Origin of the sequence: Muricoccus nepalensis, from assembly GCF_006438825.1 — a bacterium.
In the GTDB taxonomy this organism is placed as follows: Bacteria; Pseudomonadota; Alphaproteobacteria; order Acetobacterales; family Acetobacteraceae; genus Roseomonas; species Roseomonas nepalensis.
Genome location: NZ_RCZP01000033.1, coordinates 1 through 12,784, shown reverse-complemented (window position 1 = coordinate 12,784; position 12,784 = coordinate 1). Strand labels below are relative to the sequence as shown.

Sequence of the window (12,784 nt, the reverse complement as noted above, 5' to 3'; positions counted from 1 at the left end):
GCACAGTATCGCAACGAAGGGTTGTGGACGGGAGTCGTCCCGCCACCAACCCGTCCTGTTGCGCCCCGCGCGCAAAAACCCCTGCCGCGCCCCGGCGCGAGGAGACAGCATGCCGCCGCGGCCCGCCCTTGCCGTCCTTCTCGCCGCCCTGGCCCTCGTCGCCGCCATCCAGCCCGCCGCGGCGCAGCTCCGCAGCGTCGTCGTCCCGGCCGAGGGCGCGGTGATCATCCCGCCCCGCAGCGCCCCCCGCCTCGCCGCCCGCCCGGCCAGCAGCGGCGTCTCCATCCCGCCCTCCCGCACCGGCCAGCCCGTGATGCTGCCCGACACCGGCATGGGCCTCGCCGGCCCCGTCGTCGGCGTGCTCCTGCCCGCTCTCGCCGGCGCGCTGCTGGGCGGCTCCGTCGCGGGCTCGCGCGGCGGCACCTCGGGTCCCGCCCGCACGCGCTGAGCCGCGCCCGGCCGCCGCTCCCGCTTCAGCGGCCTCGCACCGCCGGCACCGCCCTGGCCGTCCCGCGCGCCCGCGTCTCCGCCTCCTCCATCGCCGCGTTCAGCGCGCCGCCGAGCGCCGCCGAGACCGCGCCCTCCGCCTCGCCGCGCGCGGGGATGGGCGCGCCCACCACGGCCACGCAGCGCGCGAAGGGCAGGGGAAAGATCATCCGGTCCCAGGAGGCCAGCCGGCGCGACGGCGCGGCGAAGGCCCCGCAGGGCACCACCGGCACCCCCGCCATGACGGCCAGCCGCACCGCCCCGGCCGAGACCCGCCGCCGCGGCCCGCGCGGCCCGTCCGGCACCACCACCGCGACCCCACCCGCCCGCACCCCGCGCAGGAGGTTCATCCCGGCCGAGCGCCCGCCCCGGGACGAGCTCCCCTCCACCGCCGTCAGCCCGTAGCCGCCGAGCGCGTTCGCGATCAGCGCCCCGTCCCGGCTGCGCGAGACGAGCACCAGCCCGGGCTTGCGCGCCACCCCCGGCCCCATCCCCTCCCAGAACCGCGCCCAGGCGAGCGGCATCACCGGCAGGCACTCGTGCCAGAAGGCCAGCACGAAGCCTTCCCGCCCCGCGGCCAGGGCGTCGAGCGCCGCCGTCCCGTGCAGCTCCCACCGCGCCGTCCGCCGGCAGAGGCCAAGATAGAGGCCGATGAGGTGCCAGAGGGCGTGGGACAGGGCCCGGGACTTCCCCACCGCCTTCATCCCCCGCGCGAGGGGCCCGCGGCGCCGCGCCGGGGCCGCGGGCGCCCCGGGCGGGCAGGGCCCGGGAAGAGGCTGCGGCATGGCAGGGGTCCGGAAGAGGGAAGCCAGCGCATACGGTAACGGCCGCTCCCGGTCGAGGCCGCCCGCCTCGCCCCGCCGCCCGATCCGCCCTATGAGGCCAGGGCCACGAGAGAGAGGGGCCCCATGCCAAGCCGCGAAGCCGCCATCGCCCGCGCGACCGCCGAGTTCGACGGGGGCGCCTTCCGCGACCGCCTGGCCGCCCTCGTCGCCATCCCCTCCACCTCGCAGGACCCGGCCGCCGCGCCCGAGTCCCGCCGCTACCTCGAGGAGGGCCTCCGCCCCTGGCTCGCGCGGCTCGGCTTCACCTCCGAGGTCCACCCCAACCCCGAGACCGGCTGCGGCCCCATCCTGACGGCCACCCGCCTCGAGGACCCCGCCCGCCCCACGGTCCTTCTCTACGGCCACGGCGACACGGTCCTCGGCCTGGAGAAGGCCTGGTCCCCCGGCCTCGACCCCTGGACGCTGACCGAGCGCGACGGGGTCTGGTACGGGCGCGGCACCGCCGACAACAAGGGCCAGCACGTCGTCAACCTCGCGGCCCTCGAGGCCGTCCTCGCCGAGCGCGGCGGCCGCCTCGGCGCCAACGTGAAGCTCGTGCTCGAGATGTCCGAGGAGCTCGGCTCGAAGGGCCTGCGCGCCTTCGTGGAGGGCCAACGCGACCTCCTCGCCGCCGACGCCCTCATCGCCTCCGACGGCCCGCGCGTGGAGCCCGGCCTGCCGACCATCGCCGCGGGCTCGCGCGGCAGCTTCATGTTCGACCTCGTGGTGCGGCTCCGCCAGGGCGGCGTCCATTCCGGCCACTGGGGCGGGCTGACGCGCGACCCCGCCATCCTCCTCGCCCACGCCATCGCCGCCATCGCGGACCAGCACGGCCGCATCCAGGTGCGCGACTGGCTGCCCGGCGAGACCGTGCCCCCGGCCATCCGCCGGGCGCTGGAGGGCTGCCCGGTGGGCGGCGGGGAGGGGGCGGCCACGATCGACGAGGGCTGGGGCGAGCCCGGCCTCACCGCCGCCGAGAAGATCTACGGCTGGGCCTCCTTCATCGTCCTCGCCATGACCTGCGGCAACCCGGCCTCCCCCGTGAACGCCGTCGCGCCCGAGGCCCGGGCCGCCTGCCAGATCCGCTACACCGGCGACAGCGACACGTTCCGCTTCGAGCCGGCGCTGCGCGCCCATCTCGACGCCCGCGGGCTCCAGGCCGTCTCGATCGAGCGCGCCGGCATCCGCATGCCCGCCAGCCGCACCCCGCCCGACGCCCCCTGGGTGCTCTGGACGAAGGCGAGCATGGAGCGCTCGCTCGGCACCCGCGTGCAGGTCACCCCCAACGCCTCCGGCGGCCTGCCCGGCGACGTCTTCGTGGACCTGCTCGGCACGCCCCTCGTCTGGGTCCCGCACTCCTACAACGGCTGCAAGCAGCACGGCCCGGACGAGCACGTCATCCCCGCCCTCCTGCGCGAGGGCCTCGCCGCCTTCGCGGGGATCTGGTGGGACCTCGGCGAGCCCGGCACGCCCGCCCGCTAGCGGCGGCGGCGGGGGAGGGGGCCGTCACGCTTCCTCACCCGCCGGTCCTCGGTCCGTTACACCAGGGCGCCTATCCTGCCCCTCCTGAAGGAGGACCAGCCATGCCCCGCAAGACCACCCTCGCCACCCTCGCCGCCGCCGCGGCGCTCGGCGCCCTCGCCCTGCCCGCCATCGCCCAGGAGGGCCGCCCCTTGGAGAGCCGACCCCCGGAGAGCCGGGTCCAGGACGGGCGCGCGCCGGCCGGTCCGCCGGAGGGACGCCGCGCGGCCGGGCCGGCCGCCCTGTTCCGCGCCGCCGACACCGACCGGGACGGCCGCGTCACCGCCGAGGAGGCCTGGACCGCCCTCTCCATCCGCTTCGCCGAGGCCGACGCCAACCACGACGGCGGCGTCACCTGGGAGGAGGCGCGCGCCTACGCCCGGGCCCGGATGCGCCCCCCCGGCCCCCACCGCGCCGAGCCCGCCGCCTCGCGCATGGAGGAGCGCGGTCAGGGCTTCTTCCGGGCGCTTGACGCCGACCGGGACGGCAAGGTCACCCTCGCCGAGCTCCGCCCCGCCGCCGAGGCGATGTTCCGCGCCCGCGACGCCAACGGCGACGGCGCGCTGACGCCCGACGAGGTGGGCCCGCGCGCCCGCCGCTGAGGCCCGGGAAAACGGACCGGGACGCCCGGCGGAGGCCAAGGCCGCCAGGCGTTCGGCCGCCAAACGCCGAAAGCCCGGGCCATGGCCCGGGTGGGATGATCGTGAAGGGTATCCGGGGGGCGGTGGTGGGCGCGACAGGGATTGAACCTGTGACCCTTCGCGTGTGAAGCGAATGCTCTCCCGCTGAGCTACGCGCCCTGACGGGGCGGGGGATATCCCCGGCCGCCCCGCCCTGTCAAGGCGCCCTGCCTGCGCCCCTGGTCAAAGAGGAACCGCGCCACGATCTAGGGACCAACAGCGAGAAGGCCCCGCATGCCCCCGGCCCCCCGAGCGCTCCTGTCCCTCCGCTTCCCGTCCCCCCGCCTGCTGGCTGCTGGCCTCGCCGCGGCGGCCCTCCTCGCCCTCCCGGCGCGCGCCCAGCCCGTCTCCGCCACCTACCTCGTCCAGGCCGGCGGGGTCACGGTGATGGAGCTGAACGCCACCCTCGACATCACCGACGCCGCCTACTCCGTCGAGTTCCGCTCCCGCCTGCGCGGCGTCGCCTCGGCCTTCGGCGGCGGGGAGCTGGTCACGCGGGTCGAGGGCACCTGGCAGGGTGACGCCGCCCGCCCGCGCCGCTACGTCTCCGAGGGCTCCTTCCGCGGCGAGAGCCGCCGCACCGTCCTCGAGTGGCCGGGCGGCCAGCCCGCCATCCGCGTCATGGTCCCGCCCAACGAGGCCGAGCGCCTGCCCGTGCCCGAGGCCGAGCAGCGCAACACGATCGACAACCTCTCCGCCATCGCCCAGCTCGTCCGCCAGGTCCGCCGCACCGGGCGCTGCGACGGCGCGGTCCGCGTCTACGACGGCCGCCGCCTCTCCTCCATGACCGCGAGCACCCAGGGCCGCGACGCCTTCCCGCCCGCCCGCGACGAATGGTCCGGCACCGCCCTGAAATGCGGCTTCGAGGGCCGCTTCCTCGCGGGCTACCGGCGCGACGACGACCCCGAGGTCGCCCGCCGCCCGCAGCTCGGCACCGCCTGGCTGGCCGAGAGCGCGCCCGGCCAGCCCGTGGTGCCCGTCCGGATCGAGGCGCCCAGCCGCTGGTTCGGCACCCTCAGCGCCCGCCTCGCCAGCGTCGGCACCCCCGGCCGGCTGCGCCCGATCGGGAACTGAGCGCCGGAAACCAGGGACGGGGAGGGGCCTAGCCCGGCGGCTCCATCCCCCGCGCCCGCAGCACCGCCCGCCCCGCCTCGCCCGAGAGCCGCGCGAGGAAGCCCCGCGCCGCCTCCCCGGCGTTCGGCGCCAGCGCCCCGGCATAGGTCGTGTAGAGCTGCACCTCCGCCGGCAGCGGCCCCACCAGCGCCGCGCCCGCCACGGGCAGGATCTCGCTGATCTGGTGGATCGCGAAGTCGGCCGAGCCGTCCACCAGCCGCTCCGCCACCAGCCCGCCCGGCACCAGCACGCTCCGCCCGCGCATCGCCTCCGCGACGCCGAGCCGCCCGAGCAGCCAGGCGACATGCGTCCCGCTCGACCCGCCCGAGGCGGGGTCGATGTAGGCGAGGCGCGGCGCCGCGAGGATCGCCGCCCGCAGCGCCTCCACCGTGCCGATGTCCGGACGCGGCGCCCCCTGCCGCACGGCGACGCCGATGCCGACCCGCGCCAGCGGCACCGCGCCCTCCGCCACCCGCCCGGCCCGCGCCAGGGCCGCCATCTGAGCGGGCGGCACGACCAGCAGGTCGAAGCTCTCGCCCGCCGTCACCCGCCGCGCCAGCGCCCCCGCGGTGTCGTTGTCCACCACCAGCCGGTGCCCGGTCTCGCGCTCCCAGTCCGGGGCGGCGGCCACCACCACGCCCTTGAAGGCGCCGGCCGTCAGCACCCGCACCTCGTCGGCCCGCCCGCCCGCCGCCAGGGCGGGCAGCAGCGCCGCCAGGATCAATCCCCGCCGGACCGAACGCCACACCGAACGCCGCGCCATGCCGCCCTCCCGCGTTGCCGCGGGATCATGCGGCGCGCGTCACCCCGCCGCCACCCCGGGAAGCAGCCCTGCCAGCAGCCCGGGCAGGTCCCCGGGCCGCGCCGCCACCGGTGCCCCCTCGGCCATCGCGGGCGTGCCGTAGCCCCAGGCCGCGAAGACGGCGGCGATCCCCGCCGCCCTGGCCGCCCGGGTGTCGTTGTGGTGGTCCCCGATGAGCACGGCGCGCGACGCCTCGCCCCCCATCCGCGCCAGCAGCCCCAGCGGATGCCCCGGATGCGGCTTGCGCACAGGGAAGCTGTCCCCCCCGCCGACCGCGTCCAGCAGGGGCGAGAGGCCGAGGTGGTCGAGGATGATCCCCGCCGCCCGCTCCGGCTTGTTCGTGCAGACCGCGAGCCGCCAGCCCTCCCGCCGCAGGGCCGCCAGCACCGCCGGGATGCCGTCGAAGGGCCGGGTCTCGTCGGCGGCATGGGCCTCGTAGTCCTCGAGGAACCCCGCCACGACCTCCGGCGAGGCCTCCAGCCCCCGCGCCGCGCAGGCCCGCTGAACCAGCACCTGCACCCCGTCCCCGATCATCGCCCAGACCTCCGGCCGGGAGAAGCCGGGGCGGCCGAGCCGCGCCATCATCCGGTCGAGGGCGGAATGAAGGTCGGGCGCGCTGTCCAGCAGCGTGCCGTCAAGGTCGAAGAGTGCGATGCGTTCCATTCCCGCCCCAATGGCACCGCCGATTCCCGACCGCAACGGGAGTTGACCGGCCCCGGCCTTGCGGAACCCCTGGCGGCCGGGCTTAACGAACCCATGACACGCGCCGCCATCCTCCTCGCCGCGGGCCTCGGCACGCGCATGCGCTCGGCGCTGCCCAAGGCGATGCACCCCATCGCGGGCCGGCCGATGCTCCGCCACCTGATCGCCGCCTGCGAGGGGGTCTTCGACCGCGTCGTGGTCGTCGCCGGCCCGGGCATGCCCGCCCTCGAGCGCGCCGCCGCCCCCCACGCAACGGTCATCCAGCACGACCGCCTCGGCACCGGCCACGCCGCCCTCCAGGCCGCCCCCCTGCTGGAGGGCATGGAGGGCGACGTCGCCGTCCTCTACGCCGACAACCCCCTCATCACCGCCGCCACCCTCCGCCGCCTGCTCGAGGCCCGCGAGCGGGCGGACCTCGCCCTGCTGGCCATGCGCCCGGCCGACCCCGCCCGCTACGGCCGCGTCCTGCCGCACGAGGACGGCGGCGTCTCCCGCATCGTGGAGTGGAAGGACGCGACCGAAGCCGAGCGCGCCGTCGGCCTCTGCAACGTCGGCGTCATCTGCGCCGCCGCCGGCAACCTCTTCGCCTGGCTCCGCGCGCTGACCAACAGCAACGCCGCCGGGGAGTACTACCTCACCGACACCGTCGCCGCCGCCCGCGCGGCCGGCTTCCGCGCGGTGGCCGTCGAGGCCGACGAGGCCGAGTGCCGCGGCATCAACTCCCGCCTCGAGCTCGCCGCCGCCGAGGCCGCGGTGCAGGCCAGGCTGCGCGAGGCCGCCATGGCGAATGGTGCCACCCTCATCCGCCCCGAGAGCGTCACGCTCTGCTTCGACACCGTCCTCGGCCAGGACGTCACCATCGGCCCCGACGTCGTCTTCGGCCCGGGCGTCACGGTGGAGGACGAGGTCGAGATCCGCTCCTTCTCCCACCTCGAGGGCTGCACCGTCCGCCGCGGCGCCACCATCGGCCCCTTCGCGCGGCTCCGCCCCGGCACCGAGATCGGCCCCCGCGCCCATGTCGGCAATTTCGTGGAATTGAAGGCGACGACGCTGGGCGAGGGCGCCAAGGCGAACCATCTCTCCTACATCGGCGACGCCACGATCGGCCCCGCCACCAACATCGGCGCCGGCACCATCACCTGCAACTACGATGGCTTCGCCAAGCACCGCACCACCGTGGGGCGCGGCGTCTTCATCGGCTCCAACGCCACGCTCGTCGCCCCGCTCACCCTCGGCGACGGCGCCTTCGTGGCCGCCGGCTCCACCATCACCGCCCCGGTCGCGCCCGACGCCATGGCCTTCGGCCGCGCCCGGCAGGAACAGAAGCCCGGCCTCGCCGCGGCCTTCCGAGACCAGAGAACCCCCGCGAAGAAGGAGCAGCCCTGAATGTGCGGCATCGTCGGCGTCGTCGGACAGGTCGAGGCAGCTCCCCGCCTCCTGGAAGCCCTCCGCCGCCTGGAGTACCGCGGCTACGACAGCGCGGGCATCGCGACGTTGGTGAACGGCCATGTCGAGCGCCGCCGGGCCGAGGGCAAGCTCGTCAACCTCGCCAACGTGCTCGACCAGGACCCGCTGCCCGGCACCACCGGCATCGGCCACACCCGCTGGGCCACCCACGGCGCCCCCACCACGCGCAACGCCCATCCCCACGGCACGTCCCGCGTCTCGATCGTCCATAACGGCATCATCGAGAACCACGCCGAGCTCCGCTCCGAGCTGGAGGGCGAGGGCGCCGAGTTCGAGACCGAGACCGACACCGAGACCTTCGCCCGCCTCGTGGACCACCACCTCGCCCGCGGCGACAGCCCCGAGATCGCCTTCTCCGGCGCGCTCAAGCGCGTCCACGGCGCCTTCGCCCTCGCCGCCGTCTTCGCCGGCCACCCGCGCAAGCTGCTGGTGGCCCGCCAGGGCGCCCCGCTCGCCATCGGCTACGGCGAGGGCGAGATGTTCGTCGGCTCCGACGCCCTCGCGCTCGCCCCGCTCACCCGCCGCATCGCCTATCTCGACGAGGGCGACTGGGCCGTGGTCGGCGAGGCCGACGCCCAGGTCTTCGACGCCGCCGACCAGCCCGTGCAGCGCGCGGTGAAGATCACCGCCTTCTCCGGCGCCGCCATCGGCAAGGGCAACTACCGCCACTTCATGGAGAAGGAGCTGCACGAGCACCCCGCCGTCATCGGCGACACGCTCCGCCAGTACGTGGACCCGGCGTCCCGCGCCGTCGCCCGCCCCCAGCTCCCCTTCGACCCCGCGACGCTGCCCCGCCTCTGGCTCTCGGGCTGCGGCTCCGCCTTCCTCGTCGGCCAGACCGCCCGCTACTGGTTCGAGAGCCTGGCCCGCCTGCCGACCGACTGCGACGTGGCCAGCGAGCTCCGCTACCGCGACCCGCCGCTGACCGAGGGCGGCGCCGCCATGTTCGTCTCCCAGTCCGGCGAGACCGCCGACAACCTCGCGGCCATGAAGCTGCTCCGCGCCGGCGGCCAGTCCCTCGTCTCGGTCGTCAACGTCCCCGAGAGCAGCATGGCGCGCGAGAGCGACGCGACGCTGATGACCGTCGCCGGCCCCGAGATCAGCGTCGCCTCCACCAAGGCCTTCACCGCGCAGCTCTCGGTCATGGCGTGCCTCGCGATCAACTTCGCCCGCGCCCGCGGCGCGATCGACGCGGCCGAGGAGGCCCGCCTCACCCACGCGCTGCTGGAGGTGCCCGAGCACGCCGCCCGGATCCTCGACGCCACCGCCGAGATCGAGGCGGTGGCCGCCGACATCCTCGACGCCCGCGACGTCCTCTTCCTCGCCCGCGGCAGCCTCTTCCCCATCGCAATGGAGGGGGCGCTCAAGCTGAAGGAGATCTCCTACATCCACGCCGAGGGCTACGCCGCCGGCGAGATGAAGCACGGCCCGATCGCGCTGATCGATTCCAAGGTCCCGGTCATCGCCCTCTGCCCGAGCGGTCCCTTGTTCGAGAAGACGGCGTCGAACCTTCAGGAGGCCGCGGCCCGCGGCGGCCGCATCATCGCCTTCACCGACGAGGACGGCGCGGTCGCGCTGCGCCGCTTCGCCTCCCGCGTCGTGGTGCTGCCCAAGGTCGACCCCTTCGTCGCCCCCATCCTGCACACCATCCCCGTGCAGATGCTCGCCTACTACGTGGCCGTGCTGAAGGGCACGGACGTGGACCAGCCCCGCAACCTCGCCAAGGCCGTGACGGTGGAGTGAGGCCCCCGCCTCACTCCGCCTGCACGCCGAGCTCCCGCAGGATGCGCCCGTAGCTCGCGAACTCCTCCCGCAGGATCGCGTTGAGCTGCGCCCGCGGGATGAAGGCGCCGGGCGCGCGGGTGGTGGCCAGCACCTGCTTCACCACGGGCGTCTCGAGGCTCGTGCGGCAGGCCTCCTCCAGCCGGTCCAGCACCGGCGCCGGCGTGCCGCGCGGCGCGTAGATCCCGACCTGACTCAGTTGCAGCGCGTCGATCCCCTGCTCGCGCGCCGTCGGCACGTCCGGGAAGTCCGGGTGGCGCCGGTTCGAGAACACCGCGACCAGCCGCATCCGCCCGGCCTGCACCATCTCCGCGGCCGACGACACCACCGCCGCCGAGAAGTCGAGCCGCCCGGCCAGCGTGTCGTTCAGGTGCTGCGCCTCGCCGCGGTAGGGGATGTGGTTGAACTCCACCCCCGTCGCCTTCTGCACGCGCCAGACGCCGAGCTGGGGGAGCGAGTTCGGCCCCGGGCTACCGAAGCTCATCGGCCGCCGCCGCGCCTCCGCCACCAGCTCCGGCAGGGTGCGGATCGGGCTCTCCGCGCGCACGACGACGCCGAGGATGTTCTCGTTCGTCCCGCAGACCGCCTCGAAGTTCTCGGGGTTGGTGCCGGCGGTGCGCACCATGTGCGGCTGCACGACGATCGCCGTCATCGGCGTGTGGCCGAGGGTGTAGCCGTCGGCCGCGCTCGTCGCGACGGTCCGCATCCCCACCACGCCCGAGCCGCCGTCCCGCGTGATCAGCACCAGCGGCTGGCCGAGCGTCCGCTGGAAGTGCTCGCCCATCGCCCGGATCAGCACGTCCGCCGTGCCCGGCGAATAGGGCATGATCATCGTGATCGGCTTGTCCGGGTACTCCGCCCGCGCGGGGAGCGCGGCGGCCAGCGCCAGCGCGGCGCCCAGCAGCATGCGACGCATGGCGCTCAATCCTCCAGGATGGCCACGGCGCGGGTCCAGCCCGCCGAGGCCCGGTGTATCTTCACGGGAAAGCAGGCGACGGTGAAGCCGTCCGCCGGCAGGCTCTCGAGGTTCGACAGCTTCTCCATCTGGCAGTAGCCGATCTCGCGCCCCGCCCGGTGCCCCTCCCAGATGAGCGAGGCGTCGCCCGTCTCCTGCACGCGTCGGCGCGTGTGCGAGAAGGGCGCGTCCCAAGACCAAGCGTCCGTCCCCACCACGCGCACGCCGCGCTCGAGCAGCCACAGCGTCGCCGCCTTGCCCATGCCGCAGCCGGTGTCGATGTAGTCGTCCTCGCCGTAGCGGCTGGCGGCGCGGGTGTTCACCACCACGATCTCGAAGGGCCGGATCGCGTGCCCGATGCGGCGCAGCTCCGCCTCCACCTCGTCCGGCTGCACCACGTGCCCGTCCGGCTTGCCGCGGAAGTCGAGCTTCACGCCGGGGCAGAAGCACCACTCCAGCGGCACCTCGTCGATCCGCATCGACGGCCGCCCGCCCGGCACCAGCGCCTCGTCCATGCGCGAGAAGTAGTGGTAGGGCGCGTCCATGTGCGTGCCGTTGTGGGTGGAGATGCGCGCCTCCTCCACCGCCGCGTACTCACCCTCGGGCAGCGCCTCCACCGGCACGCCCATGTACTCCGCCATGCTCGGCGCGGTCGTGCGGTGGTCCCGGTAGTCGATCTGCGGCCGCATGTGCGGCGGGTCGCTCGCGATCCCCGCCTTCAGCGTGGACGAGATGTCGATGATGCGCCGTGCCATGTCCTGCTCGTTTCCTTTCCGCGAGACTGCCCGCTTACTCGTCCGCGGGCCAGTCCGGCGCCGGCGTGACCGTGCCCCGGCACTCGCCGAAGCCAATGGAGACCGCGCCCGGCGCGTGGGCCCGCCCGCGGAGGATCACCTCGTCCCCGTCGAGCAGGAAGCGCCGCGTCTCGCCGCCCGGAAGCCCAACCGGGCCCGAGAGGATGATCTCCGCCAGGCAGGCCCGGCTCTCCTCCGTCGGGCCCGAGCAGGTGCCGGTGCCGAGCAGGTCCCCCGGCAGCAGGTTGCAGCCGTTGCTCGCGTGGTGCGCCACCATCTGCGCGGGCGTCCAGGCCATCCAGGCGAACTCCGTCGCCGTCAGCCGCGCCGGCGCCGCGCCCGCCGCCCGCATCGCGGGCGTCAGCAGGAAGACCTCCAGCGCCACCGACATCCCGCCCCGCTCCCGGTTCGCGGGGGAGTCGAGATGCGGCAGGGGAGGGGGCACGCCCTCCGCCCGCGCCGCCGCCGGCACCCGGAAGGGGATCATCGCCTCCGCCGTCACCACCCAGGGCGAGACGGTGGTGAGAAGGCTCTTCGCGAGGAAGGGCCCGAGCGGCGGCATCTCCCAGCGCTGGATGTCGCGCGCCGACCAGTCGTTCAGCAGCCCGAAGCCGAAGATCCGCTCCGGCGCGCGCGCCATCGGCACGGGCGTGCCCAGCGCGTTCTCCCCGGCGATCCAGACCGCCATCTCCAGCTCGTAGTCCAGCGCCTCGGTCGGGCCGAAATGCACGCCGTCCTTCCGCCGCCACTGCCCGTTCGGCCGCACCACCTCCGCGCCGCTGATCCGCACGGAGCTCGCGCGGGAATGATAGGCGATCGGCAGGCTGTCGAAGGCCGGCGGCAGCGGCGCCTCCGGGTCCTTCAGCGCGCCGAGCCGCATGGAATGGTCGCGCGAGACCATGAAGTCCGTGAAGTTCGCGATCGCGCAGGGCGGGTGCATCCGCGCCCGCTCCATCGGCACCAGCGCCGCCTCCGCGCGCCCCGCCGCCTCGCTTCCCTCGGCCAGCAGCGCCGAGACCGCGTGGCGCAGCGCGCGGGAGGCCGGGCGGCCCATCGCCATCAGCCGGTTCAGGCCCGGCTCCGCCGCCGCCTCCGCCGCCTCCCCCTCGATCAGCCCCGCCTCCAGCGCGGCGCGAAGGTCCAGCACCCGGTCCCCGATCGCGACCCCGCCGCGCGGCGCCCCGCCATCCCCGGAGAAGACCCCGAGCGGCAGGTTCTGGAGGGGAAACTCGCCTCCCGGCGCGTTGGCCGAGGCGATCCAGGCCCGCCGTTGCGGGTCATGGGTGAAATCGTGGACGTCCATGGCCCAGACCATGCCGCCCTCTTGCCGCCTTGCCGAGGGGGGATCACGCTGTTTTCGGCGCGCCGCCCCATCTTCGGCGCCCCCCGGCCACGCGGTCCCACGAAGAGGAGCCCCCCGATGCTCGACAACGCCGCCAAGCTCGTCCTGAAGGATCCCGACCTCTTCCGCCAGGCCAACCGCGTCGGCGACGCCTGGGTGGGCGCCGCCTCCGGCAAGACCATCACGGTGAAGAACCCCGCGACCGGCGAGGCCATCGGCACCGTCCCCTCCCTCTCGCGGGAGGAGGTCCGCGGCGCCATCGCCGCCGCCAAGGCCGCCCAGCCCGCCTGGCGCGCGCTGCTCGCCAAGGAGCGCG

At 75.4% G+C, this 12,784-nt stretch carries 13 protein-coding genes and 1 tRNA gene; 7 read left to right on the top strand and 7 right to left on the bottom strand.

Annotation, left to right across the window (positions count from 1 at the left end):
* Nucleotides 1-109: 109 nt before the first annotated feature.
* Complete coding sequence (locus EAH89_RS23060; RefSeq protein ID WP_140886069.1) at nt 110-448, top strand: hypothetical protein; 339 nt, start codon at nt 110-112, stop codon at nt 446-448.
* 25 nt (nt 449-473) lie between these two features.
* On the opposite strand, the gene EAH89_RS23055 is transcribed toward EAH89_RS23060, so the two are convergent.
* Nucleotides 474-1,271 carry a DUF374 domain-containing protein gene (locus EAH89_RS23055; protein WP_140886068.1) on the bottom strand — a complete coding sequence of 266 codons (798 nt, stop codon included), beginning with the start codon at nt 1,269-1,271 and terminating at the stop codon, nt 474-476.
* Between the two features lie 123 nt (nt 1,272-1,394).
* Between EAH89_RS23055 and EAH89_RS23050 the strand changes: the two genes are divergently transcribed.
* Both EAH89_RS23050 and EAH89_RS23045 read left to right on the top strand, forming a co-directional pair.
* Nucleotides 1,395-2,792: a M20/M25/M40 family metallo-hydrolase gene (locus tag EAH89_RS23050; RefSeq protein ID WP_140886067.1), complete on the top strand. Its 1,398-nt coding sequence runs from the start codon at nt 1,395-1,397 to the stop codon at nt 2,790-2,792.
* A 101-nt stretch (nt 2,793-2,893) separates the two neighbouring features.
* Nucleotides 2,894-3,433 (top strand): EF-hand domain-containing protein, encoded by a 540-nt coding sequence (locus EAH89_RS23045; protein ID WP_140886066.1) that lies wholly within the window; start codon nt 2,894-2,896, stop codon nt 3,431-3,433.
* Between the two features lie 123 nt (nt 3,434-3,556).
* On the opposite strand, the gene EAH89_RS23040 is transcribed toward EAH89_RS23045, so the two are convergent.
* Nucleotides 3,557-3,631: transfer RNA gene (locus EAH89_RS23040), tRNA-Val, on the bottom strand.
* 114 nt (nt 3,632-3,745) lie between these two features.
* Here EAH89_RS23040 and EAH89_RS23035 point away from each other — a divergent pair.
* Entirely contained in the window at nt 3,746-4,585 is an 840-nt protein-coding gene (locus EAH89_RS23035) for a DUF3108 domain-containing protein (protein WP_140886065.1), read from the top strand.
* A 28-nt stretch (nt 4,586-4,613) separates the two neighbouring features.
* Here EAH89_RS23035 and EAH89_RS23030 read toward each other — a convergent pair whose 3' ends face one another.
* Together EAH89_RS23030 and gph are read right to left on the bottom strand one after the other, a co-directional pair.
* A complete protein-coding gene (locus tag EAH89_RS23030) occupies nt 4,614-5,387 on the bottom strand; it encodes a substrate-binding domain-containing protein (protein ID WP_140886064.1) in 774 nt (257 codons plus the stop codon).
* Nucleotides 5,388-5,426: 39 nt separating this feature from the next.
* Entirely contained in the window at nt 5,427-6,089 is a 663-nt protein-coding gene (gene gph, locus EAH89_RS23025) for a phosphoglycolate phosphatase (RefSeq protein ID WP_140886063.1), read from the bottom strand.
* Between the two features lie 93 nt (nt 6,090-6,182).
* Between gph and glmU the strand changes: the two genes are divergently transcribed.
* Both glmU and glmS read left to right on the top strand, forming a co-directional pair.
* Entirely contained in the window at nt 6,183-7,514 is a 1,332-nt protein-coding gene (glmU, locus tag EAH89_RS23020) for a bifunctional UDP-N-acetylglucosamine diphosphorylase/glucosamine-1-phosphate N-acetyltransferase GlmU (protein ID WP_140886061.1), read from the top strand.
* Nucleotides 7,515-9,338 (top strand): glutamine--fructose-6-phosphate transaminase (isomerizing), encoded by a 1,824-nt coding sequence (gene glmS / locus EAH89_RS23015; protein ID WP_140886060.1) that lies wholly within the window; start codon nt 7,515-7,517, stop codon nt 9,336-9,338.
* 10 nt (nt 9,339-9,348) lie between these two features.
* On the opposite strand, the gene EAH89_RS23010 is transcribed toward glmS, so the two are convergent.
* Genes EAH89_RS23010 through fahA form a run of 3 tightly spaced genes read right to left on the bottom strand, consistent with a single transcriptional unit; the run spans nt 9,349 to nt 12,429 of the window.
* A complete protein-coding gene (locus EAH89_RS23010; RefSeq protein ID WP_140886059.1) occupies nt 9,349-10,293 on the bottom strand; it encodes a Bug family tripartite tricarboxylate transporter substrate binding protein in 945 nt (314 codons plus the stop codon).
* 5 nt (nt 10,294-10,298) lie between these two features.
* Nucleotides 10,299-11,087 (bottom strand): cyclase family protein, encoded by a 789-nt coding sequence (locus EAH89_RS23005; protein ID WP_140886058.1) that lies wholly within the window; start codon nt 11,085-11,087, stop codon nt 10,299-10,301.
* A gap of 34 nt (nt 11,088-11,121) precedes the next feature.
* On the bottom strand, nt 11,122-12,429 hold the full coding sequence (gene fahA, locus EAH89_RS23000; protein WP_140886097.1) for a fumarylacetoacetase: 1,308 nt from the start codon (nt 12,427-12,429) through the stop codon (nt 11,122-11,124).
* 117 nt (nt 12,430-12,546) lie between these two features.
* On the opposite strand from fahA, the gene EAH89_RS22995 reads away from it, so the two are divergent.
* A partial coding sequence (locus EAH89_RS22995) for an aldehyde dehydrogenase family protein (protein WP_140886057.1) occupies nt 12,547-12,784 on the top strand: 238 nt, incomplete at its 3' end.